Source organism: Mesorhizobium sp. C432A, from assembly GCF_030323145.1.
Lineage (GTDB): Bacteria > Pseudomonadota > Alphaproteobacteria > Rhizobiales > Rhizobiaceae > Mesorhizobium.
This window is the reverse complement of sequence record NZ_CP100470.1, coordinates 220,185-243,203: the sequence shown is the minus strand read 5'-3', so window position 1 is coordinate 243,203 and position 23,019 is coordinate 220,185. Positions and strand designations below refer to the sequence as shown.

The window sequence follows — 23,019 nt, the reverse complement described above, 5'->3', positions numbered from 1 at the left end:
CACCGCGACGATAACGTTTCGTTAATCACCTTTCGCAGCGGCGCCTGCCGGTCCGCGCCTTTCAGCCGTTGCGTTGCGTGATTTAATCAAGGGTTCACCCAGCTTTGCTAGTGGCTGACGCCTGGATAGGTGAGATGCATCTGCTGTTCGCCACATCGATCGTGCCCGACGGCGCTCTCGCTTCGGGCTATGAGATCGCCAATGCTGCGATCATCGCCGCCTTGCGGCGCGCCGGCGTGCGCGTCACCGTCATCGGCTTCATCTGGCCGGGCAAGGCGCCCAGCGACCCCGAAAACACCATCGTGCTCGGCGCCGTCGACGTGCGCACGGAAAGCGCCTCGGCGCGGCAGAAGCTCGCCTGGCTTGGCAAGGCGGTGCTGTCAGGGCTCACCTTCGCTTCCGTGAAACTGCGCGCGGTTTCCGACAGCGAAGTCCGTGCCGCGATCGAGCGCGCCGGTCCCTTCGACGGCTATGTCCTGAATTCGGTGCAGTTCGCCGGCGCCTTTGAAAAACTGTTCGCCGACCGTCCCTCGATTTTCGTCGCCCACAATGTCGAACATGGTTCGGCCAAAGAGAATGCGGCAGCAGCAAACAGTCGCTTCCAGCGCCTGCTGTTTGCCCGCGAGGCCAGGCTGCTCAAGACCATGGAGGAGCGGCTCTGCCGCCGGGCTCGCTTCGTCTTCACGCTGGCCGAGGAAGACCGCGCCGCACTCGGCGTTGCCAGCGACGACCGCTCGGCGGTGCTGCCGCTGGTGACCACTGCCACGGCGCCAAAGCCGGTTAAGCCGCGCCGCATCGATTGCGACGCGGCGCTGATCGGCACTTGGACCTGGCAGCCGAACCGCATCGGCCTCGACTGGTTCCTGGAAAAAGTCGTGCCGCATCTTCGCCGGAGCTTTCGCATCAGGGTCGCCGGCAACATGCCGTCGGATATCACCTCTGCCCATCCCGGTGTCGAATTTGTCGGCCGCGTGCCCGACGCCCAGGATTTCGTGCGCGGCGCCGCCGTCATTCCACTGATCAGCACCGCGGGCAGCGGCGTTCAGCTCAAGACCATCGAAACCTTCGAACTCGGCCTGCCGTCGGTCGCCACCAGCCGTTCGCTGCGCGGCATCGATCATCGCCCGGCAAATTGCTTCGTCACCGACGATCCGGCCGCCTTCGCCGGCGCGCTGGAGGCAGCGGCGGCCGATGTCAAGGATGTCGATGGCAGCGCCTTTCACCGCCGGCAGATCAAGGCACTGGATGCCGCCATCAGGCTCGGCCTGGAAAAGCTCGGGTCGGTGGGGGAGGAGGTGTTTGCATGAACATGCACACCGCCCGCGCCGCCTTCGGGCTCGATACGCTGAAGACGATCCTTGGCATTTCGGTCCTTGCCATCGGCTGGGATGACGCGATCGCGCTGCTCGCTCGTCTGATTGCCGAGCGGCGCTTCACCAAGGTCAGTTTTCTCAACGCTCACAACGCCAACATCGCCTCTACCGATCCGGTCTTTGCCGAGGCGCTCGACGATTTCCTCATCCTGCCTGACGGCGTTGGCGTCGATCTGGCGGCAAAGCTGCTCTACGGCGCGCCGTTCCCGGACAATCTCAACGGCACTGATCTCATTCCGGCCTTTCTGCAGGCATCGGCGAGGCCGCTGACCGTCGGGTTGCTTGGCGCCACCCGCGCCAACGCCGAGGCGGCGTCGGTCAGGCTAGCCGCTCTGGCGGTGCAGCACGAATTCGTCGTCATCCATGACGGCTATTTCTCCCCCGCCGAAGAGCAGGCGATCGTCGATCGCATCGAGGCATTGCGGCCCGACGTGCTGCTTGTGGCCATGGGCGTGCCGCGCCAGGAATTGTGGATCGCCCGTCATATCGATGCCCGCCACTGCACGCTGCCGATCGCCGTCGGCGCGCTGCTCGATTTTCTCTCCGGCACGGTGCCGCGGGCGCCTCTGTGGATGCGCCAGCTGAGGCTCGAATGGTTGTTCCGTCTGTGCATCGAGCCCGGCCGGCTGTGGCGCCGCTACGTCGTCGGCAATCCGGTGTTCCTGCTGCGTGTCGTCAGGCAGAAATTCTCGCGTCGGCCCGAGCCCGCCGGAGAGTTGCGGTGAACAGCCGCGTCGTGCCGAGCCCTGCAGCCGAGACCGGTGCCCTGCCGCAAACGCCGACGGCGGCGGTGGTGACCGCCAGCTATGCGCCGGATTTCGAACGCTGCCGCCTGTTGTGCGAGACCCTCGACCGCCATGTCTCCGGCGTGGCGCATCATTACATTCTGGTCGAGCACCGCGACGTGGCGCTGTTTCGCCAGTTGGAAAACGACCGCCGCAGCGTTGTCGACGAGCGCGACCTGCTGCCGCGCTGGCTGCGTGTGTTCGACGATCCGATGAGCCTCTTTCGCCGTCGCATCTGGCTCAGTTTCAAGACCCAGCCGCTGCGCGGCTGGCATGTGCAGCAGCTGCGCCGCATCGCCATCGCTGCGCATGCTGGAGAAGACGTGCTGGTCTTCTGCGATTCCGACGTCGCCTTCCTCAAGCCATTCGATCTGAGCGCCTTCTGGCGCGACGGCAAGGTGCGGCTGTTCCGGCGCGACGGCGTGCTGTCGAGCGACGGTCACGACGAGCATCGCATCTGGTCGCGCAATGCGGCCTCGGCGATTGGTATCGATGCATCCGAGGTTTCGAACCACGACTATATTTCGACGCTGATCGCCTGGCGCCGTCAGACCGTGACGGCGATGTGCGCCGAGATCGAGAAGGTGCACGCGCGCGGCTGGGTCGAGGTCATCGCTTCAGTGCGCCGGTTCTCCGAATGCATGATCTATGGCCGCTATGTCGACGATGTGCTGGGGGGCGCCGGCCATTTCCACGGCTCGGAGGAATTCTGCCGCGTGCATTGGACCGGGGAGGCGCTGTCGGATGACGAATTCCGCAGCTTCGTCGCCGCCATGGCACCGGGGCAGGTGGCGATCGGCATGCAATCCTTCATCGGCACCGATATTGGCCGCATCCGCCGCTTGATCGGATTGGCTTAGATTGCCTTGGCGGGCTTGCGCAGCGCCGAATAGGTCAGCAGCGCCGAGGCGAGATAGAGCAGCAGGAAGACGACATTGAGCGATACGACAAGCCTGGGCGTGTCGGCAATCGTGGTCAGCACATAGGTCAACAGCACCGCCTTCAGCCCCGCCAGCAGGCCGAGGTTGAGCGCCCTGAGCGCGGTCTGGCCGCGCGCGAACAGCAGCTCGGCCTGGTATTCGACCAGGTTGCGCAGTCCCGGCACGCCGATTGCCAATGCCACCAAGGGCGACGCCTCGGCGACATTCCGGCCAAGTGCATTGGGGAAGAAATGCAGCACGATGCCGAGTGCGGCCAGCGCCAATGTCGACACCAGGAACACGCCGGCTTCGATACCGCTCTTGACCCGCAGTCGCGACAACAGCTCCGGCGCCCGCATCATCTTCTGCACCAGCATCATCGAGAAGGTGCGGATCGGTATTGCCGTCAGGTCGACCAGCCGCATGATGATGGCATAGATACCGGCCAGATGCGGCCCGCCGATCGCCAGCACGAGCAGCTTGTCGAATTCCGACTGCAGGTAGAACAGCACTTCGGCTCCGGCAACATAGATCGAATCGGCAAGCCGCCTGAGATAGAGCTCGGTGCGCAGCCTCAGCCGCTGGCGTGGATAATAGAAGCCGAAGGCCAGCAGCAGCGAGGCGGCGTTGGCGCCGATGTAGAACAACGACCAGATCCAGACGCTGTGCTGGCCCGATAGCATGAACAGCACGGCGCCCAGCGCGCGGAACGCCGTGGCCACGATCGACAGCACGGCGGCGCGGCCGAATTTGCCGAGCCCGTTGTTGACGATCAGCACCACCTCGACCGACCGCCACAAAAGCGCCTCTGCAAAGACGATTGCGGCAAAGACGGCCAGCGGAACGGTGCTGGCGAAGAAGATCAGGTAGACGCCCCACGAGGCGGCCGCCAGCAGTGGTAAGGACACGGCGCCAAGCAAAAGGAAGCCGGCGGTGAAGGTGCCGATCAGATTGGGGCGGATGGTGGCTGTGCGGTAAAGCGCCGAGATGAAGCCGAAAGCGAGGATGCGCGACAGCATGACGCCGGCCGCCGAGGCGGTGGCGAACATGCCGAACTCGGCAATCGACAGCGTGTTCGCGAGTGCAATGAAATAGGCGAGCGAGAACACCAGCCGCCCGCCGGCGCCGCTGATCGCTGAAAGATAGTCGCGAACCAGCCCCCGTCTTTCGGCAAGGAAGGTGCCGATGCGGGCGAGTGTCCGCCTTTGCGGTATGTCGCTGGCCTGCGTCATATCGAGGAAAGCCGTAATCCGGAAAGCTTAACGTGCGGTTCTGACGCCATTTTACAGATCCCGGCAATGCGTGGCGAAGCGAGAAACTTTCACTTGCAGACTTCGGAAATTAACCTTTTGTTTCCCATGCCTGTTTAGCGTGACTTAACGATTGGCCGACCGCCGCTCCTGCGCCGTCGAAGGTAAAGTTTCGAGACAATGGTCGACAGGGAAAACCGTGAAGACTGGAGGCGCGAGCGCTCCCTCCTGGCGCTCGGCAAAGCCGTGCGCGGCGATGAGGCGGCGGATGCGTCGGCGGTCTCGATCGGTGACCGGGTCGATCCGTCATGGCGCGAGGACGCCGCCACGCGTCACCGCATAGCCCGCTCGCAACGCGAGGCGCGGTCGAATCCGGCGCCAACGTCACCGCCCGAGCCGCCGCAGTTCCAGGCCGACGGCGAACCCGTTTCGGCCGCCAGCGCGCGTGAGGAGCCTGTTTCCGGCCGGCGTCAGCAGCACGCCGCCTATGAGCTCCGCTCTTTCCACGAGCAGCGACCGGACCGCGACGACGATGACGGGCAGGAATGGAAGCCGCTGATCGATCCGCTCCAGGTCGTCCGCGGCATTAGTCGTTCCAAGTTGCTGATCGTCTCGACGACGATATTGGGCACGGTGCTCGGCGTCGCCGTCGCCGTTTCGACACCGAAGAAATACGAAGCCACCACACAGATGGTCATCGAGCCAGGCGACCTGAAGCTTTCCGACAACGATCTCACCCAACCGGTCGGGCAGCCCGATGCGGCGCTGGCTGTTGTCGAAACCCGCATCAAGATGGTGATATCCGGCAAGGTCCTCGACAAGGTCGTGGCCGATCTCAATCTCGTCGACGATCCGGAATTCAACGGACAGGGCTCTGGCGGCCTTGGCGTCCTGTCGCTCATTCGCTCGATACTGTCGCGCCAGGATGGCCCTGGCGGCGCCGGTGAAGTGCGCCGCCAGGCGCTGGCGGTCGGCAATCTGGCCAAGAGCCTGTCGGTTGAGCGCAGCGGCAAGAGCTTTGTCGTTTCCATCAGCGCCACCACTCAAAGCGCCGACAAATCGGCGAAGATAGCCAATACGACCAGGGACGTTTTCCAGCAGGAGGCGGCCCAATACCAGTTCGGGATGGCCGGGCGCGCGACGGACCAGCTGACGGCCAAGCTCGATGACCTGCGCAAGGATGTCGAGACAGCGGAGCGCAAGGTCGAGGATTTCAGGGCCACGCATGATCTCGTCGACGCGCAGGGCCATCTGATCAGCGACGACCAGATGCTGAAGCTCAACGAGCAGTTCTCAGTCACCCGGGCCCGTACGCTGGAACTCAATGCCCGGGCCGCGTCGGCGCGTTCGCTGGACGTTAATTCGGTCATCAACGGCACGTTGCCGGAAGAAATCAATTCCAACACGATGAGCGAACTGCGCGCGCAATATGCAGCTTTGAAGCAGGAGGCCGACCGCGCCGCCGTGCGTCTGGGACCGCGTCATCCCGAATACCAGGCGCTCAGTGCCCAGCTCGACGGCTCGCGCGAGCGCATCGCAGGCGAACTGCGCCGCATCGCCTCGTCGCTGCAGGTCGACTTGAAGCGCTCGGTCCAGCTTGAGCAGGATCTCGCTTCCCGCCTGGCTCAGGCAAAGGTCCAGAGCGGCGACGTCAACAGCGATCTGGTCAGCCTGCGCGAACTGGAGCGTGATGCCACGGCCAAACGCTCCGTCTACGAACAGTACCTTCTGCGCGCCAAGGAGACCGGCGAACAGCAAAACATCAACACCACCAACATCAATCTGATGACCCCCGCGCAACCGCCGCTCGAACCCAACGGACCGTCGCGGGCTGTAATAGCGATGGCCGGCCTGCTGCTCGGGCTTGCTTCGGGCATCGGTGTCGGCGCCATGCGCGGCGCCTTTGCCAGCCTGCGCGGCGCTGCCAATTCGCGTTCGCGCGGCAGAATGGACGAGCGCCGCCCTCCGGTCGAGGACAAGGTCTATCGCGCGCCGCTGCCTGTGGCGCCGCCACCGGCAGCACCTCCGGTGTTGCCGACCGCGGCCGCTCCCGCCCGGAGCCCAGGTCTGTTCGACGGACTGTTCTCGGCGATGCGCAAAGCCGCGCCGGGTAGCGGGACGTCAGGCGAACCCGTCGAGACCTACCGCGCCCAACCAGCCGCCGAATATACAAGGCCGGTGCAGGAGCCTGTGGGCTATCGCCAGCCGGACTTCCGGAACGAGGTTCCGCACGCCAATTCCCCTGCGCAGCAGCCTGGCTACGCGCAGCCTCGTCAGCCGGCTGACTATGCCTATTCGCAGGCTCAGCCGATGCCCGCGGCGTCCGGGCCGTGGTCTTCTCCGCAGCCCGCTGGGGCGGCGCCGGAAGACCAGCAGGCGCAAATCGACGATATCCGCGCCGGCCTGCGCGAATTTCGCGAAGCGGTGCGCGAACTCACCGAAAGCCGTTCGCACCGCCGCTATTTCTGAGCAATTCCAGGAAAGTGTGAAACGGTTTTCCCGGGAAAAGCGCGTAGCGCGCTTTCCCTTGGGAATTGCGTCAAAACAAGAAATAGAGCGGTTTAGCCTTTCCGTGAAAGGATGAGTCGCTCTGAGCCCGTCAGCACAGAATAAAAGCTGCCGGTTTCGAGTTTACGGCATGTGACGGCGCTTTGACGGGATTGCTTAGGCCAAATTTCGTGACAATGCCGCGCAGCATGGCGCCCAAAAAGCGCTGCCGTCGGGCTTTACCCGAAAGGGCGGAACGTTTGGAACAACGACATGCACGAAGCAACGTTCAAGGCGCGCGCCGCGCCTTGGCTGGAATGATGTCGAGGATGGTTCATGGCCGAAGTGATTGACGGAAAGATCGTCGCCGCAGACGTGGTTCAGAAGGTCAAGGCCTTGACCGAGGACCTGGTCGCCAAGGGAAAGGCCCAGCCCGGCTTAGCGGTGGTCATCGTCGGCGAGGATCCGGCAAGCCAGGTCTATGTCGCGTCGAAGTCGCGCACCGCCAAGGAATGCGGCTTTCATTCGCTGCAGCACACGCTGCCGGCCGACACGTCCGAAGCGGCACTGCTGAAGATCATCGGCGAACTCAACGCCGATCCGGCCATCAACGGCATTCTGGTGCAGCTGCCGCTTCCCGCCCATATCGATGCCGGCAAGATCATCCAGGCCATCGCACCGCAAAAGGATGTCGACGGCTTTCATTTCATCAATGTCGGCAAGCTCGGCACCGGCGAACTCGAAACAGCCTTCGTGCCCTGCACGCCGGCCGGCTCCATGCTTTTGATCGAACGCGTGCGCGGCAAGGATCTTTCCGGCCTCAACGCGGTCGTCGTCGGCCGCTCCAACATCGTCGGCAAGCCGATGGCAAATCTGTTGCTTGCCGCCAACTGCACCGTCACCATCGCCCACAGCCGCACCAAGGATCTGCCGGCACTGGCCCGCACAGCCGACATTCTGGTTGCCGCCGTCGGCCGGCCCGAAATGATCAAGGGCGACTGGGTCAAGCCCGGCGCCACCGTGATCGATGTCGGGATCAACCGCATTGCCGCACCCGAGAAGGGCGAAGGCAAAACCCGCCTCGTCGGCGATGTAGCCTATGCCGAAGCGGCCAAGGCCGCCGGCGCCATCACCCCCGTGCCCGGCGGTGTCGGACCGATGACCATTGCCATGCTGATGGCCAATACGTTAGCCTCAGCCTACCTTGCGGCCGGCTTGAAGCGGCCTTCCTTCTGACCCAGAAAGCAGCTTCTTTGCCGAACCTTACTGTACCCTCTGAACGGCCGGTCGTGGATGATCCCGTTCAAGGGGGCCGGCAATTCGCGTTCCTGCTGGTCGACAAGTTTTCGATGTTTTCGCTGGCAGCGGCGATCGATACCTTCCGCTCGGCCAACCGCCTGCTCGGCCGCGATTTCTATGGCTGGACGACGGTCTCGGCCGACGGCGATCCCGTCATGGCCTCCAACGGCCTGCCGCTCAAGATCGACTATGCCGTCGCCGATTTGCCGCCCGTCGATATCCTATTCGTGTCGGTGGGCCTGTCGGTCGAGTTCCCCGGCAAGAGCAAGGTGCTGGCGGCGCTGCGCAGCTGGGGCCGGCGCGGCAATGCGCTCGGCGCGTTGTCGGTCGGCTCTTACCTCCTGGCCGAAGCCGGTCAGCTCGAAGGTTATCGCTGCACCATCCATTGGGAAAACCGCGCCGGCTTCGTCGAGCGCTTTCCCGACATCAATTGCACCGGCAACGTCTTCGAGATCGACCGCAAGCGCTACACCTGCGCCGGCGGCACCACCTCGATCGACCTGATGCTGGAGATCGTGCGTGGCGACTTCGGCTCGAACCTCGCCAACGGCGTTGCCAACCAGTTCCAGCATGAGCGCATCCGCTCCGCCGGCGACCGCCAGCGCGTCGGGCCGGAGCGCGACCTGACCGGCAAGTCGGAGAAGCTAAGGCGCATCGTCGAACTGATGGCCGACCATCTCGACGAGCCGCTATCAGCCGTGCAGCTTGCCAAATCGGCGGGCCTGTCGGTGCGCCAGGTCGAGCGCTTGTTCCTGCGCCATTTGAGCGTCACGCCCGGTCGTTACTACATGCGGCTCAGGCTTGAGCGGGCGCGCGAACTGCTGCGCCAGACCAACATGCCGATCCTCGACGTGGCCATTGCCACCGGCTTTACCTCGCACTCCTATTTCGCGCAGAGCTATCGGCTGCAGTTTGGCCGTCCGCCTTCCGAAGAGCGGCGCACCACCTACTGATTTCGTGTTACCAGCTCTGCCGGCGCCGATCCTGTTACACTGCAACCGTTAGAAGCATGATCCCAAAAAGTGGGTGCCGGTTTTTGGAAAAGATCGTGCTCCAACAAAGGGTTAGATCATGATGAGATTTCATCCAAATCTCATCATGATCTAGTAACCCGCTCCAGGCTTGTGTCCGGACGCGCTGTCAAATAGCTTCCGGCGCGGATCAGAGGGCGGCCTCAAGGAGATTTCGATGGCGGGACTTTTGCGGAGCGTCGCTGCGGCGCTGCTCCTTTTGTCGATGACTTCGCTCGGCTTTGCCGCCAATAAGGTTATCATCATTCTTGACGCTTCAGGCTCGATGTGGGCCCAGATCGACGGCAAGCCGAAGCTCGAGATCGCGCGCGAATCGCTGAGGACCGTACTGCAGTCGGTCCCGGGCGACGACGAGATCGGCTTAATGGCCTATGGCCACCGCGAAAAGGGCAGCTGCGACGACATCGAGCTGATCGTGCCGCCGCAAGCCGGCTCGGCTAGCGCCATTTCGGCCGCTGCCGACAGCCTGAAATTCCTCGGCAAGACGCCGCTGACCGCAGCCGTCAAGCAGGCGGCCGAAGCTCTGAAATACACCGAGGACAAGGCGACCGTGGTTCTCATCACCGATGGGCTTGAAACCTGTGAAGGTGACCCGTGCGCGCTGGGCAAGGAACTGGAGGCCTCAGGCGTCGATTTCACCGTCGACGTCGTCGGCTTCGGCCTGACCGCTGACGAGGGCAAGCAGATCGCCTGCCTTGCCGACAACACCGGCGGCAAATATATCCAGGCCTCGGACGAGAAGGCGCTGCAGGAAGCACTGGTCGAAACCGTCGCCGCGCCGGCTCCGGCGCCGGCACCCGAACCCGCTCCGGCGCCTGCCCCTGAACCGGCAAAGCCCGAATTCAATTTCATCCCGACCGTGGTCATGGCGGAAGGCGGCGATCCGATCACCGACGGCAATGCCTGGGAGGTCTACAAGGCCAAGGCCGATGGCACGCGCGGCGAGGCCGTCACCACCCAGTACAACAACTACGAGGCCAATCTCGAGCCGGGCGACTATGTCGTCGTCGCGCGCGCCGACGAAGCTCGGGCGGAACAGAAGGTCAAGATCGAGGCGGGCCAGGTCTACAAGCCGCTCTTCACCTTGAACGCCGGCACCATGCTCATCCATCCGAAGCCAAGCCAGGGCGCCGAGATCAGTGACGAAGCCCATGTCGACTTCGCCTTCCCGGGCGGCAGCACCACCCACTATGGCGACACCAGGATCATCGTGCCGGCTGGTGAGCAGAAGGTGACGGTTGCGATCGGCAGCGGCTCGGTGACCGAGAACATCCAGCTCGCCGCCGGGCAGACTGTGGAAAAAGACATAGTCGTCGGCGTCGGCCATGCCGCCGTCAACGCCTACTACACTGCAGGCGGCGACAAGGCCGACTCCTCGGGCATCAGCGTCCAGATCGTCAAGGCCAAGAAAAAGATCGACGGCTCGCGTGACGATGTCGCCCACTCCTATGGGCCCGACAGCAAGTTCTGGCTGCCGCCGGACGACTATGTCGCGGTCACCTCGCTTGAGCTCGCAACCGTCGAGCAGCCTTTCAGCGTCAAGGTTGGCGACGTCAAGGACGTCAAGGTGACGCTCGATGCCGGCGTGCTGGTGATGTCGGCGCCGGGTGCCTATTCGATCGAGGTGCTGTCGTCGAAGAAGGATATCCAGGGCAACCGCAAGGCGCTCGGCCTGAACTATGGCGACACCTGGCAGCAGACTATCCCGGCCGGCGACTATGTCGTCCTCCGCCACATGTCCGATCAAGGCCATGACAAGGAAATGCCGGTGACGGTCAAGGCCGGCGAACGGAGCGAGATTACGGTTCAGCCGTAATCGCCATCCATCCCTCACCAAAGGGCGGCCTCAAACCGAGCTCGAGCCGCCCTTTTTACAAAATAGGCAATGATGCCTCAGGCCGTGCCGAAAGCACTGGCGCCATGGTCGGCGCGGCCGACCAGCTGGCGGAAACCGGCGAACAGCTCGCGGCCGAAACCGAACTCGTTGCCGATGAGATCGATGTCGGCCGTGCGGCGCAGCGCGAGCTCTGGCCCCGGCACCAGCACTTCCAGCGTGCCGGCATCGGCGTCGAGCCGGATGATGTCGCCGTCATGGATCCTGGCGATCGGCCCTTCCTCGACCGCTTCCGGCGTTACATGGATCGCCGCCGGCACCTTGCCGGAAGCGCCAGACATGCGCCCGTCCGTGACCAGCGCGACGCGCTGGCCACGATCCTGCAGGATGCCGAGCACGGTGGTCAGCTTGTGCAGTTCCGGCATGCCGTTTGCCTTCGGGCCCTGGAAGCGGATGACGGCGATGAAGTCGCCGGTCAGCGTGCCGGCCTTGAAGGCTTCGTTCAGTCCCTGCTGGCTGTCGAACACCTTGGCCGGCGCCTCGATGACGCGGCGTTCCGGCTTCACGGCGGACGTCTTGATGACGGCGTGGCCGAGATTGCCGGCGAGCACTTTCAGGCCGCCGGTCGGCTGGAAGGCCTTCTTGAACGGCGCCAGCACCTTCTCGTCGCCGCTCTGCAGCGGCGAGGCTTCACGCACGACGCTGCCGTCTTCGCCGAGCCGGGCTTCGACCGCATAGGGCCTGAGACCTTCGCCCCATACCGTCTGCACATCCTCATGCAGGATGCCTTCGTCAAGCAATTCGCGGATCAGGAAGCCGAGCCCGCCGGCGGCATGGAAATGGTTCACGTCGGCAAGCCCGTTCGGATAGACGCGCGCGAGAAGCGGCACCGCTTCCGACAGGTCGGAAATGTCCTGCCAGGTAAGCGTGATGCCGGCGGCCGCCGCCATGGCGATGAGGTGGATGGTGTGGTTGGTAGAGCCGCCGGTGGCGTGCAGGCCGACGACGCCATTGACGAAAGAGCGCTCGTCGATCATGCGGCCGACCGGCGTGTAGGCGTTGCCGAGCGCGGTGATGGCGAGCGCCCGCTTCGTCGCCTCACGCGTCAGCGCGTCGCGCAGCGGCGTGCCCGGATTGACGAACGAGGCGCCGGGCGTATGCAGGCCCATGATCTCCATCAGCATCTGGTTGGAGTTGGCGGTGCCGTAGAAGGTGCAGGTGCCCGGCCCGTGATAGGATTTGGACTCCGCTTCGAGTAGTTCTGCGCGCCCAGCCTTGCCCTCGGCATAGAGCTGGCGAACCTTGGCCTTCTCGTCATTGGGCAGGCCCGTCGTCATCGGCCCTGCCGGCACGAACACCGCCGGCAGATGGCCAAAGGTGAGGGCTGCAATCACCAGCCCGGGCACGATCTTGTCGCAGACGCCGAGATAGACGGCGGCGTCGAACATGTTGTGCGACAGGCCGATCGCCGCCGACATGGCGATGACGTCGCGCGAAAACAGCGACAGCTCCATGCCGGGCTGTCCCTGGGTCACGCCGTCGCACATGGCGGGCACGCCGCCGGCCACTTGCGCGATGCCGCCAACTTCCTTCGCGGCTTCCTTGATCAGCGCCGGGAAGGTTTCGAAGGGCTGATGCGCCGACAGCATGTCATTGTAGGAGGTGATGATGCCGAGGTTCGGCACCTTGTCGGCGCCGAGCGCCAGCTTTTCAGACGGGCTGCAGACGGCAAAGCCATGCGCGAGGTTGCCGCAAGACAGAACCCCCCGGTTGGCGGCGCGGCTGGAGGTCTCGGCGATGCGGCCGAGATAGCGCTCGCGGCCGGCTTTCGAGCGTTGGCGGATGCGTTCCGTGATGGCTTCGATGTCGCGTCTGGCTGTCATGGTCGGTCCTTTCGAGCCCCGGAAGAACGTCCTCCACCGTCTGCCGGGACTGCTTTGCGTGAAATCAGGGTGCCCAGAACACCTCTACCGGGATGGGTGCCGCTTCGAGCACTTTGCGGATGGGCTTTTTCGCACCCGGTCCCATCGCACCATCGAAGGCGGTGCGCTTGTCCTCGCCTTCTATATGCAGCGCGATGAAGCCGGCGTCGACGATCCGCGCCAGCGGCAGCGTCAACCGGGGTTCGCCGGCGCTTGCCGCGTGAACCGGCAGCACGATCCTTGATGAGGCGGGGTCGAGCAAATCGCCGAGATTCTCGGCGTCGGGAAAGAACGAGGCGGTGTGGCCGTCGCCGCCCATGCCGAGCACGACGACATCGAGGGGCCAGGGCAGAGCCTTCAGCGCCGCATCGTCGGCCGCCGCGGCGGTCTCGATGCTTGCCGCCTCATGGTAGAGCGGCACGAAGTGCGCGGCAGCCGCCTTGTTCTGCAGCAGGTTGGCCGCGACCAGCCCCGCATTCGAGCGCGGCGAGGAGGCCGGCACGAACCGTTCGTCGACCAGCGTCACCGTCACCTTGTTCCAGGCGATCGGAATGGCCGAAAGTGCTGCAAAGAACTTTGCCGGCGTGGTGCCGCCGGAAACGGCAAGCAGGGCCGTGCCGCGCTCGTTGATGGCCTTGGTCAGGCGCGCCGCGACATTGCCGGCAAGGGCTGCCGCCAGATCCTGGCGCCCGGCAAAGCCGTTCCAGTTATAGACGGGCTCGCTCAATTGCTTTCGTGCCATGTCCGCCCGTCGCGTTCGATCAGCGCAATCGAGGCCGAGGGACCCCATGTGCCGGCCGTATAGCCTTGCGCCTCCTGCCTGGCGCTTTCCCAGGCGTTCTGGATCGGGTCGATCCACTTCCATGCCGCCTCGACCTCGTCGCGGCGCATGAACAGCGTCTGGTTGCCGCGGATAACATCCATGATCAGCCGTTCATAGGCGTCCGGCGCACGGCCGTCGAAAGATGTTGCAAAGCTCATGTCGAGCGGAATCTGGCGCAGCCGCATGCCGCCTGGGCCTGGATCCTTGATCATGATGAACTGCTTGACGCCTTCGTCGGGCTGCAGCCGGATCACCAGTTGGTTGGCTGAGATCGGCCCGGCGCTGTCGCCGAAGATCGAATGCGGGATCGGCTTGAACTCGATGACGATTTCCGAAACGCGGGTCGCCAGCCTTTTGCCGGTCCTGAGATAGAACGGCACGCCGGCCCAGCGCCAATTGCCGATCTCAGCCTTGATGGCGACGAAAGTCTCGGTGGAGCTGTCTTTGCCAAGTTCCTCGACATAGCCTTTCACCGCGCCGCCTGCAGAGGCGCCGGCGCGGTACTGCCCGCGCACGGTGTGCTTGGGTGCCTCATTGCCGTTGATGCGCTTCAGCGCCCGCAGCACCTTCAGCTTCTCGTCGCGCACGGCATCGGCATCCATCGACGATGGCGCCTCCATGGCAACCAGGCAGAGCAGCTGCAGCATGTGGTTCTGCACCATGTCGCGCAGCGCGCCGGCCTTGTCGTAGTAGGTGACGCGGTCTTCAAGACCGACGGTCTCGGCCACCGTGATCTGCACATGGTCGATATGGGCAGAATTCCAAAGCGGCTCATAGAGCGCGTTGGCAAAGCGCAGCGCCATCAGATTCTGCACCGTCTCCTTTCCGAGATAGTGGTCGATGCGGAAGATCTGGCTTTCGTGGAAGTCGTCTCCAACCACGTCGTTGAGCTTGCGCGCCGAATCGAGGTCGCGGCCGATCGGCTTCTCCAGCACGATGCGCGAATTCGGCGTGATGAGATTGTGGGCTTTCAGCTGGTGCGAGATGTCGCCGAACAGCGCCGGCGCAACCGCCAGATAGAAAGCGCGAATGCGGTCGCTTTCGCCGATCGCCTTTTTCAGCTTGTCGAAGCCGGCACCCGTCGTCGCGTCGGCCGATACGTAGGACAGCCGGGCAAGAAATGTCTTGAGTTCCTCGGCGTCGATGTCGGCCGGCTTCACATGCTGGGAAATCGCCTGCTTGGCGAAAGCCTGGAATTCCTCGTCGCTCATCTTGGAGCGCGAGGTGCCGATGATGCGGGTCGGCTCGGAAAACTGGTGGTCGCGCTGGCGGTGGTAGAGCGAGGGCAGCAGCTTGCGTTCCGACAGGTCGCCGGTGCCGCCGAAAATGATGAAGTCGAAAGGCTCGACGGGAATGATCTGGCTGGTCATGGTCTGTCCGCTTTGACGCCGCTCGCTGTGACGCGGCAGGATATAATCTAATCGATTTAAACTATCCAGTGCCATGGTGTCACATCAAGGCCAAATCACTGCATATTGATTCGCTCCAAATGTGCCTTGACACTGGCTCCCACCCGGAGGCTTTTCGTCAAGCGATGGTCCCGGGGCTTTCGCGCCTGCAACATAAAGCGGGAATGTGACGAAAGCTAATGCGTGTCGCCCAGAAGTGCGAAGCGGTTCTGGGAGACAGACACGCATCAAACAAAAAGGAAAAATGCGCTTGCGAGGTGGGTCTTCAATGAGCGGAAAAAGCATGCGTCTGGAAAACAAGGTTGCCGTCATCACGGGTGCTGCGTCAGGTTTCGGCGAAGGCATGGCCAGGCGCTTTGCCGAAGAGGGCGCCAAGGTCGTCGTCGCCGACCTCAACGCCAAGGGCGCGGAGCGCGTTGCAGCAGAGATCGGCCAGGCCGCGATCTGGACCCAGACCGATGTTTCGCAGCGTTCCGAATTCGACGAGATGGTCTATGCCGCAAAAAGCGCCTTCGGCCGCATCGATATCATGGTCAACAATGCCGGCTACACCCATCGCAATGGCGACATGCTCGACGTCGACGAGGCGACCTTCGACCTGATCACTTCAGTCAACATGAAGGCGATCTATCACGCCGCACTTGCCGTGGTGCCGATCATGGAGCGGCAGGGCGGCGGCGTCATCCTGACCACGGCTTCGACCGCCGGTCTGCGGCCGCGGCCGGGGCTCACCTGGTACAATGCTTCGAAGGGCTGGGCGATCACCGCGACCAAGTCGATGGCGGTTGAACTCGCGCCCAAGAACATCCGCGTGAACTGCCTTTGCCCGGTCGCCGGCGAGACCGGCATGCTGGAGAAATTCATGGGCACTGACACGCCGGAGATCCGCGAGAAATTCCGTGCCTCGATACCGCTCGGCCGTCTGTCGACGCCGCTCGATATCGCCAACGCTGCGCTTTGGCTTGCGTCGGACGAAGCCGCCTTCATCACCGGTGTGGCGCTGGAGGTCGACGGCGGCCGCTGCATTTGAGCAATTCGGGAAGTACCTCGCTGTTCGCAATGCATGGCAGACAGAGCAATGTCGGCAAGAGTTCGCATCGGTGCGCCGGCCGGCCGAGGAACGAACAGTTGACGTCGTCACGCCGGACCCCAGTTTGACTTCTCGATCCCCCGAAAGGCATAACGGATCGTGGATAGTGTTGGCGGGTGATGAAGATCAGGCAGCAGAAAAGTCGCTACGATCTGGGATGGCGGCTGCGGCTTTACCTGGCCAAGCGTGCGCGGGCGCGAAGCAAGGCAATTTTCATCGGTGTTACCGGAAGCTCCGGCAAGACGACGGCGGGAAGCCTGCTTGGACACATCCTGGCTGGCCAGGGTTCGGTCCACACACAGGTTCTGGCCAACACTATGAAACTGTTGGTCTCGACCCTATCCAGGCGAATGGGAAAGGGCGGCAAAACCGACTACGTCGTCTTCGAGGCTGCTGCATTCGGCCCGGATACAATGAAGCCCATGGCCGAGTTGCTTCGCCCCGACGTGGCTGTTGTCACAATGGTCCGGCTGGAGCATCGGGCCAGTTTCAAGACTGTGGAAAACGTCGCTCGAGAAAAGAGCGCCCTGGTCGCGGCGCTGGAGCCGGGCGGCTTCGCGATGCTCAATGCCGATGACCCTCTTGTGATGGGCATGGCCTCGGCGAGCTATTGCCGTTCCGTCACATTCGGCACATCGGAGCAGGCGGATTATCGCGTCAGCGATATCGAGGCAGCCTATCCCAAGCCGTTGCGGTTCTCGCTCCACTGGCGCGGCGGTGTGCTCGATATCGAGACGTCGTTCCCCGGCCAGCATTTCTGGCTGCCGACGTCAGCGGCGGTTGCAACCGCTCTTGAGCTGGGCGTGCCTGCGCAGATGGTCAAGGACAGAACCGCGACGTTCCAGCCTCTGGAAAATCGCGGCCAGGTGCTCGTCCCCGCGGGCGGCCCCCACTTCATCGTGGATGCCGCAAAGGCGCCCTGGCATTCGCTGAGCCTTGCCTTCGACATGGTAGCCGGATCGACATTCGGGCGAAAACGTATCGTTCTTGGCCAGCTATCGGATTTTTCCGGCTCGAATAACAGATATGCCCAAGCCTACAGCAGCGCGCGCGAGATTGCAGACCAGGTGATTTATGCCGGCGATCATGCCCATCGCTCCAAGGCGAACCAGGCAGATCGCGACAGCGGCCGCTTCATCGAATTGCGCACGGCCAGGGAAGTGTCGGACTACATCGCCCAAACCGCGCAGCCTGACGAGTTGATCCTGCTCAAGAGCTCGTCCAATCTGCACCTCGAGCGTGTCGCTCTTGCCTGGACCCACGACGTCCAGTGCTGGGTTTCGGTATGCGGCAAGACCGAGGGATGCGAGCAATGCGGCCTCTATGAAGTGCCGTTTGAGCAGCACCGTGAGTTTGTGGCGCAGAGAAAATCGAAGCGCCGCAAGCACAGACTGCTGCGGCTCCTCGGCCGCTAGAATCTTTGGCTGAAGCACGCCAGCGCCCGTTTGACTCTGGAACTTGGCACGACGCATATTAGGCTGGGCTAAAAGCTGGCGGGGTGTGAAACTGGAATTGCTGAAAATTCGCAAGGACTTGGGCTGGGCGCTGCGACGGCTGCAGGCGCGCTGGGTGCGGGCGCGTAACAAGGCGACGTTCATCGGCATTACCGGCAGCTCCGGCAAATCCACATCCACCAGCCTGCTTGCACACATACTGGCCGCCCAAGGCAAGGTGCATCTACAGGCCCAGGCCAATACAATGCCTGCGCTCATCCGAACGCTTTACAAGCGCCTGAGGAAGGCCGGCAAAGTCGATTACGTCGTTTTCGAAGCCGGCGCTTCCGACTTCGGCACGATCAGCGCCATGGCGCAGATGCTGAAGCCGAGTGTGGCGGTGGTTACGATGATCCGTCTGGAGCATTTCGGCAAGTTCAAGACTCTGGAAGCTGTGGCGGGAGAGAAGCGGGCGCTGGTCGGGGCACTTCAACCTGATGGACTTGCGGTTCTCAATTGCGATGACCCACTGGTGATCGGCATGGCGTCTGGCGCGAAATGCCGGATTGCGACCTTCGGCCAGTCCGGCGAGGCAGACTACCGCGTGAGTGACGTGCATGCCGCGTATCCGGAATTGCTGCGGTTCACCCTTCATTGGCGCGGTGGCAGCCTGAATATTCAAGCGCCTTTTCCCGGCGAGCAATTCTGGCTGCCGACTGCAGCGGCTGTTGCCGCCGCCTTGGAACTTGGCGTCCCGCCAGAGCAAGTCGTAGCGAGAACGGCATCGTTTGCACCACTGCCCAACCGCTCTACGGTGCAAGAGGTATCCGCGGGTCCGAAATTCCTGGTCGATACGGCCAAAGCGCCCTGGCATTCGCTCAACATTGCCCTGGAGATGATTGCAAAGGCCAAGGGTGCTCGCAAGCGCATTGTGCTGGGGCAGATATCCGACTACGCCGGCTCGTCGAGGAAATACGGCGCCGCCTACAACATCGCGCGCGAAATCGCCGATGAGGTCATTTATACCGGCGACAATGCGCATCGCTCGCGCGCCAGCCAGGCCGACCGCGACAGCGGCCGTTTCATTGAGCTTCGCACTGCCAAGGAAGTTTCGGATCATATCAAACGGACGGCAGTCCCAGGAGAACTGATTCTGCTGAAAAGTTCGTCCAACCTTCATCTGGAAAGGATCGCGCTCGCCTGGACACACGACGTCAAATGCTGGGTCCCGATATGCCGCAAGTCGGAAAGCTGCCAAATGTGCGGCCTCTACGAAGTGCCGTTCGAGGAACACCGGGATTTCCTGGCGAAGCGCAAACTTGCTCGCAGGAGACACCGTTTCAGGTGGTTGTTCGGCGGCTGACCAGATCTGGCGGCTTGCGTCTCAAGCCCCGGTCTTGATGTAGCTCTTGTAGATCCAGCCGCGCTTGCCGTTGTAGACGATCTGGCACCATTTCTTGCAACTCATCACCTGCACCGACGACTTGGCGGGCACGGTCCCCATGGCGGCGGCGTTTTTCTGCGGACCGCTACGCATTGTCACCGCCCTGAGGATGCGTCCGGTGCCGGCGGCAGCAGCCACCTTCTGTGGCTTGGCCTTGGCCTGGGTATCGTCCGTTGCGGCGGAAGATTGCTCGTCTGGAAGTTGCGGTTTTGGCGTCGGTATGGCGGCGGTCTCGGCGTCGTCGTCATTGGCGGGAGCAGCGACCTTTGACAGCTGCGTCGTGGCGTCGCTCTGCGCCGCCGGTTCTTCGAATGCCGCGGCATCGGACGGTTTGGCGGCAGCCTGCTCGGCAGGCGCCTGATCGGATGGCGTCGCGGCAGGGTCGCTGTTGGATTGCGCCGCAGTCCAGCGCGGATCGTTCGCCGACAGCGGCGGCATGGCAGCCCCACCGGCAGCGACCGTCGATGAAACTGCATCGCCCTTGCGCGCGGCTTGTGGCGCCGCTACCGCGGCGGACGTGGCCGCGACCGGGGCAATCTTGGTCGTCTTGACCGGAAAAGTCGGAACGTTCTGCTGTGTGCTGGCGATCGCTTGCCGGTCGCTGGCCGGCAACGCCAGCCAAAGCGCTATGCCCGCCACGCCAAGCAGCGCTGCGGTGCCGACCGCGGCGATCACCAGATGCGAATTCGTGCGCACCCCCTGCCAGAAGGAGGGCCGCATGTCATAACCGAATTGCATGGCGAAGCGCCGACGTTCCGGCGCGCCGAAACTGAAGGGCTCGTTCACTCTTGCCACCTCCAAAAGATGAGCCGGTGTTCTTTCGATCGGCGCCGGCAGCCCGGCATTCGATCGGCATCGGTCCCAACAACAAAGCGGGCAGGCCCGCAGAAATCCCCGTTCGATCGCCCAGAACCGGCATCCTTTGCCCTTGATTGTGGCATCAGTGCGCCGTCAGGGGAATTGTGCGCTCTTGTTAAGGATTCTGCAACGTCTCGCTGCGGCAACCAACAGCTCAATAGAATCAGCTCAGTACCAGCCACGGCTGATATGAGATACTTTCCCTATATTCGGTCCCTCAGGGCAAACCAGTTCAGTGCCAAGAACAATAATGGCGTTCTAAATCGCCGGCCGCCGGGGAAAGCCGGGATGTTCAGGTCCTCGATCAGCTTCAGTCTGTCGCGGTTGCCGGCGACGGTCTGGGCATAGAGCTTGCCGAAGAAGTTCGACAGCATCACGCCGTGGCCGGAATAGCCTCCGGCCGAGATCACATTGGGCATCACCTCGCGCACGAACGGTTTCCTGGGCATGGTGATGCCGACATAGCCGCCCCAGCCATGGGTGATCTCGACATCGCTCAGTTCCGGATAAAGCTCGGCTATCTGCCGGCGGATATGGACATGGATGTCCTTCGGATCGTTGACGCCATAGACCTCGCGCCCGCCGAACAGCAGCCTTCCATCCCTGGATTTGCGGAAATAACGCACGACGAAACGCGAATCGTCGACCGCCTCGCCGCCCGGCAGCACTTTCGAATGGACGCCCAGCGGCACCGTCGCGCCGATGAAGGAACCGATGGGCATGATGTGCGCGGCACTCACCGGCTCGAGCGTGCCGCCATAGGCATTTACACCGATCAGGCATTTCTGGGCGGTGATGGTTCCTCTCGAAGTCGTCACCCTGACCTTGCCGCCGCTGGAGGTAACACCGGTCGATAGTGTCTGCTCGAACAGGTGCGCGCCGGCCGCTGCCGCGACCTTTGCCGTGCCGATCACCAGCTTCATCGGGTGGATGTGTCCGGTGCCGGTGTCGCGGGTGCCGCCGAAGTAGCGTGTGGAGCCCAGCCGTTCGGCCGTTTCCCTGGCATCCATGAAGGCGATGTGCGGATAATTGAAGCGGCCCGCCATGATCTCGGCATGCGCCTTGTAGTCGTCGAGATAACGCGGCTTGTGCGCCACGGACAACTGGCCGGGCATATAGTCGATGTCGATCTGGTTGACGGCGGCGAATTCGAGCAGGTGCGCTTTCGCCTCCTCGGCAAGGTCGAACAGCGCCTTGGCGCGGGAGAAGCCGTATTCGGCCTCCATCTCTTCGGCCCAGGCGCGCTGGCCCGTGCCGAGCTGGCCGCCATTGCGCCCTGAAGCGCCGTCGCCGAAGCGATGCGCCTCGATCAGAACGACGTCGGCTCCCGCCTTCGCCAAATGAGCGGCCGCCGACAGCCCGGTGAAGCCACCGCCGACGACGACGACGTCGCAGCTGCGGTCGCCGTCCAGGGCAGGGTACTCAGGGCGTGGTCCGGCTGTGTCTTCGTACCAGGAGCGACCGGGGGAGATAGGTGATTGGTAAGGCATGGGGACACCAGCCAATGGTGAATGGTGAATGGTGAATGGCTGCGAGACGCACGACGTCTGCGCTCATCCATCCAATATGAAACTACTCACCATTCACTATTCACCATTCACACGACGAAGTCGCCGCTCACACGTTGAGCAACAGATACTCCCGCTCCCACGGGCTGATCACTTCCATGAAGGTCTCGAACTCCGCCCGCTTGATCGCTGCATAGGTTGCGGCGAAGGACTTGCCCAGAAGAGCGCATAGTTCCTCGTCGCCTTCGAAAAGGTCGACGGCTTCGAGCAGGCCGCGTGGCAGGTCGATCTCATCGGCGTTTGCGGTGGTCAGCACCGGAGGTTCGGCCTTGATCTTGTTGGTGATGCCGATCAGCCCGCAGGCAAGTGAGGCCGCCAGCGCCAGATAGGGGTTGGCGTCGGAAGACGGGATGCGGTTTTCGACACGCCGCGCCGCCGGATCCGAGCGCGGCACGCGGAACGCCGTGGTGCGGTTGTCATAGCCCCATTTGTTGTTGACCGGCGCCGAGGCCGACTGCGTCAGCCGGCGGTAGGAATTGACGTAGGGAGCAAACATCACCAGTGCGTTCGGCACATGCTTCTGCATGCCGCCGATGAAATGGAAGAAGTCGTCGGTTTCCGAGCCGTCCTTCGCCGAAAAGATATTCAGCCCGGTCTTCTTGTCGATGATCGACTGGTGGATGTGCATGGCAGAACCTGGCTGGCCCTGGATCGGCTTGGCCATGAAGGTGGCATAGATCTCATGCTTCAGCGCTGCCTCGCGGATGGTGCGTTTGAACATGAACACCTGGTCGGCGAGCTCGACCGGATCGCCGTGACGCAGATTGATCTCGAGCTGGCCGGCGCCTTCCTCGTGGATCAGCGTGTCGATCTCCAGGCCCTGGCTTTCGGAGAAATGGTAGATGTCGTCGATCAGTTCGTCGAACTCGTTGACGCCGGCGATCGAATAGCCGGCGCCGCCGCCGATTGCCCGTCCGGAACGCCCGACGGGTGGGGTCAGCGGATAATCGGGGTCGGGGTTCTTGCGCACCAGATAGAATTCGATCTCGGGCGCCACCACCGGCTTCAGCCCGCGCTTGTCGTAGGCTGCTACCACGCGCTTCAGGACGTTGCGCGGCGTGAACTCGACCGAACGGCCATCCTGATGGACGAGGTCGCAGATGACGGCGGCCGTCGGGTCTTCTTCCCACGGCACGACGGTCAACGTCGACAGATCCGGCATCAGCTTTAGGTCGCCATCATCCTCCGGATAGTGGAAACCGTTGCCATCCTCGGGATAGCCGCCCGAAATCGTCGTCATGAACACTGCCGATGGCAGCGCCAGCGAGGTGTTGGAAGTGAATTTCTTCGACGGCATCATCTTGCCGCGCGCGACGCCAGCCTGATCAGGCGTGATGCATTCTATGTCTTCGATGCCGCGCCATTCCAGCCAAGCGCTGACTTCCTTCCAGTTCTTCACGCCGCGTTGATTTTTCACGAAGGCAGGCGTTCGGACGCGTCCTCCGCGGGTCGACGGACGGACTTCCTTTTTCGCAGGCGGCATCATTCACCAG

Annotated in this window: 17 protein-coding genes; 10 read left to right on the top strand and 7 right to left on the bottom strand. The window is 63.1% G+C overall.

Annotated elements, in window-relative coordinates; translation table 11 throughout:
• The first annotated feature begins 134 nt into the window (after window positions 1-134).
• From NLY33_RS01075 to NLY33_RS01065, 3 genes are read left to right on the top strand one after another with little or no spacing between them, the layout of a single operon-like run.
• Window positions 135-1,307 (top strand): glycosyltransferase, encoded by a 1,173-nt coding sequence (locus NLY33_RS01075; RefSeq protein WP_023704514.1) that lies wholly within the window; start codon window positions 135-137, stop codon window positions 1,305-1,307.
• Complete coding sequence (locus NLY33_RS01070) at window positions 1,304-2,098, top strand: WecB/TagA/CpsF family glycosyltransferase (RefSeq protein WP_023669298.1); 795 nt, start codon at window positions 1,304-1,306, stop codon at window positions 2,096-2,098. The genes NLY33_RS01075 and NLY33_RS01070 overlap by 4 nt, the downstream gene beginning before the upstream one ends.
• Window positions 2,095-3,018 carry a DUF6492 family protein gene (locus NLY33_RS01065; RefSeq protein WP_023704513.1) on the top strand — a complete coding sequence of 308 codons (924 nt, stop codon included), beginning with the start codon at window positions 2,095-2,097 and terminating at the stop codon, window positions 3,016-3,018. The genes NLY33_RS01070 and NLY33_RS01065 overlap by 4 nt, the downstream gene beginning before the upstream one ends.
• On the opposite strand, the gene NLY33_RS01060 is transcribed toward NLY33_RS01065, so the two are convergent.
• Complete coding sequence (locus tag NLY33_RS01060; protein ID WP_023707966.1) at window positions 3,015-4,310, bottom strand: lipopolysaccharide biosynthesis protein; 1,296 nt, start codon at window positions 4,308-4,310, stop codon at window positions 3,015-3,017. The genes NLY33_RS01065 and NLY33_RS01060 overlap by 4 nt on opposite strands.
• 198 nt (window positions 4,311-4,508) lie before the next feature.
• On the opposite strand from NLY33_RS01060, the gene NLY33_RS01055 reads away from it, so the two are divergent.
• The 4 genes from NLY33_RS01055 to NLY33_RS01040 all read left to right on the top strand — a co-directional run bounded on the left by NLY33_RS01055 (window position 4,509) and on the right by NLY33_RS01040 (window position 10,961).
• A complete protein-coding gene (locus NLY33_RS01055; protein ID WP_023704511.1) occupies window positions 4,509-6,797 on the top strand; it encodes a GumC family protein in 2,289 nt (762 codons plus the stop codon).
• A gap of 354 nt (window positions 6,798-7,151) precedes the next feature.
• Window positions 7,152-8,051, top strand: coding sequence for a bifunctional methylenetetrahydrofolate dehydrogenase/methenyltetrahydrofolate cyclohydrolase FolD (gene folD, locus NLY33_RS01050; protein WP_023669302.1), 900 nt, complete (start codon window positions 7,152-7,154; stop codon window positions 8,049-8,051).
• A 17-nt stretch (window positions 8,052-8,068) separates the two neighbouring features.
• Window positions 8,069-9,067: a GlxA family transcriptional regulator gene (locus NLY33_RS01045; RefSeq protein ID WP_032891834.1), complete on the top strand. Its 999-nt coding sequence runs from the start codon at window positions 8,069-8,071 to the stop codon at window positions 9,065-9,067.
• 235 nt (window positions 9,068-9,302) lie between these two features.
• On the top strand, window positions 9,303-10,961 hold the full coding sequence (locus tag NLY33_RS01040; protein WP_023704510.1) for a vWA domain-containing protein: 1,659 nt from the start codon (window positions 9,303-9,305) through the stop codon (window positions 10,959-10,961).
• Window positions 10,962-11,038: 77 nt separating this feature from the next.
• Here the strand turns inward: NLY33_RS01040 and edd are convergent, their stop codons facing one another.
• From edd to zwf, 3 genes are all read right to left on the bottom strand, one after another.
• Entirely contained in the window at window positions 11,039-12,862 is a 1,824-nt protein-coding gene (gene edd, locus NLY33_RS01035; protein WP_023704509.1) for a phosphogluconate dehydratase, read from the bottom strand.
• A 64-nt stretch (window positions 12,863-12,926) separates the two neighbouring features.
• Window positions 12,927-13,643, bottom strand: a complete 717-nt coding sequence (gene pgl / locus NLY33_RS01030) for a 6-phosphogluconolactonase (RefSeq protein ID WP_023707965.1) — start codon at window positions 13,641-13,643, stop codon at window positions 12,927-12,929.
• Entirely contained in the window at window positions 13,625-15,094 is a 1,470-nt protein-coding gene (zwf, locus tag NLY33_RS01025; protein ID WP_023669307.1) for a glucose-6-phosphate dehydrogenase, read from the bottom strand. Before zwf ends, pgl begins: the two co-directional genes overlap by 19 nt.
• A 322-nt stretch (window positions 15,095-15,416) precedes the next feature.
• Here zwf and NLY33_RS01020 point away from each other — a divergent pair, with 322 nt between their 5' ends.
• From NLY33_RS01020 to NLY33_RS01010, 3 genes are all read left to right on the top strand, one after another.
• Window positions 15,417-16,163, top strand: a complete 747-nt coding sequence (locus NLY33_RS01020) for an SDR family oxidoreductase (protein ID WP_027049416.1) — start codon at window positions 15,417-15,419, stop codon at window positions 16,161-16,163.
• Between the two features lie 179 nt (window positions 16,164-16,342).
• Complete coding sequence (locus tag NLY33_RS01015) at window positions 16,343-17,638, top strand: Mur ligase family protein (RefSeq protein WP_023704507.1); 1,296 nt, start codon at window positions 16,343-16,345, stop codon at window positions 17,636-17,638.
• 85 nt (window positions 17,639-17,723) lie between these two features.
• Window positions 17,724-19,019: a Mur ligase family protein gene (locus NLY33_RS01010; RefSeq protein WP_023707964.1), complete on the top strand. Its 1,296-nt coding sequence runs from the start codon at window positions 17,724-17,726 to the stop codon at window positions 19,017-19,019.
• Window positions 19,020-19,040: 21 nt separating this feature from the next.
• Here NLY33_RS01010 and NLY33_RS01005 read toward each other — a convergent pair whose 3' ends face one another.
• From NLY33_RS01005 to NLY33_RS00995, 3 genes are all read right to left on the bottom strand, one after another.
• Window positions 19,041-19,886: an SH3 domain-containing protein gene (locus NLY33_RS01005; protein WP_023704505.1), complete on the bottom strand. Its 846-nt coding sequence runs from the start codon at window positions 19,884-19,886 to the stop codon at window positions 19,041-19,043.
• Window positions 19,887-20,161: 275 nt separating this feature from the next.
• The gene (locus NLY33_RS01000; RefSeq protein ID WP_023669312.1) at window positions 20,162-21,448 is read right to left on the bottom strand and encodes an NAD(P)/FAD-dependent oxidoreductase; all 1,287 of its coding nucleotides are present in this window, start codon (window positions 21,446-21,448) and stop codon (window positions 20,162-20,164) included.
• A 127-nt stretch (window positions 21,449-21,575) separates the two neighbouring features.
• Window positions 21,576-23,012, bottom strand: a complete 1,437-nt coding sequence (locus NLY33_RS00995; RefSeq protein WP_023669313.1) for a glutamine synthetase family protein — start codon at window positions 23,010-23,012, stop codon at window positions 21,576-21,578.
• Between the last annotated feature and the right edge of the window lie 7 nt (window positions 23,013-23,019).

Bases quoted from the DNA above. Each gene is read 5' to 3' on its own strand.
- NLY33_RS01055 (WP_023704511.1), top strand. From the start codon at position 4,509: ATGGTCGACAGGGAAAACCGTGAAGACTGGAGGCGCGAGCGCTCCCTC.
- pgl (WP_023707965.1), bottom strand. From the start codon at position 13,643: ATGGCACGAAAGCAATTGAGCGAGCCCGTCTATAACTGGAACGGCTTT.
- edd (WP_023704509.1), bottom strand. From the start codon at position 12,862: ATGACAGCCAGACGCGACATCGAAGCCATCACGGAACGCATCCGCCAA.
- NLY33_RS01060 (WP_023707966.1), bottom strand. From the start codon at position 4,310: ATGACGCAGGCCAGCGACATACCGCAAAGGCGGACACTCGCCCGCATC.
- NLY33_RS00995 (WP_023669313.1), bottom strand. From the start codon at position 23,012: ATGATGCCGCCTGCGAAAAAGGAAGTCCGTCCGTCGACCCGCGGAGGA.
- zwf (WP_023669307.1), bottom strand. From the start codon at position 15,094: ATGACCAGCCAGATCATTCCCGTCGAGCCTTTCGACTTCATCATTTTC.
- folD (WP_023669302.1), top strand. From the start codon at position 7,152: ATGGCCGAAGTGATTGACGGAAAGATCGTCGCCGCAGACGTGGTTCAG.
- NLY33_RS01040 (WP_023704510.1), top strand. From the start codon at position 9,303: ATGGCGGGACTTTTGCGGAGCGTCGCTGCGGCGCTGCTCCTTTTGTCG.
- NLY33_RS01070 (WP_023669298.1), top strand. From the start codon at position 1,304: ATGAACATGCACACCGCCCGCGCCGCCTTCGGGCTCGATACGCTGAAG.
- NLY33_RS01075 (WP_023704514.1), top strand. From the start codon at position 135: ATGCATCTGCTGTTCGCCACATCGATCGTGCCCGACGGCGCTCTCGCT.
- NLY33_RS01015 (WP_023704507.1), top strand. From the start codon at position 16,343: ATGAAGATCAGGCAGCAGAAAAGTCGCTACGATCTGGGATGGCGGCTG.
- NLY33_RS01020 (WP_027049416.1), top strand. From the start codon at position 15,417: ATGCGTCTGGAAAACAAGGTTGCCGTCATCACGGGTGCTGCGTCAGGT.
- NLY33_RS01000 (WP_023669312.1), bottom strand. From the start codon at position 21,448: ATGCCTTACCAATCACCTATCTCCCCCGGTCGCTCCTGGTACGAAGAC.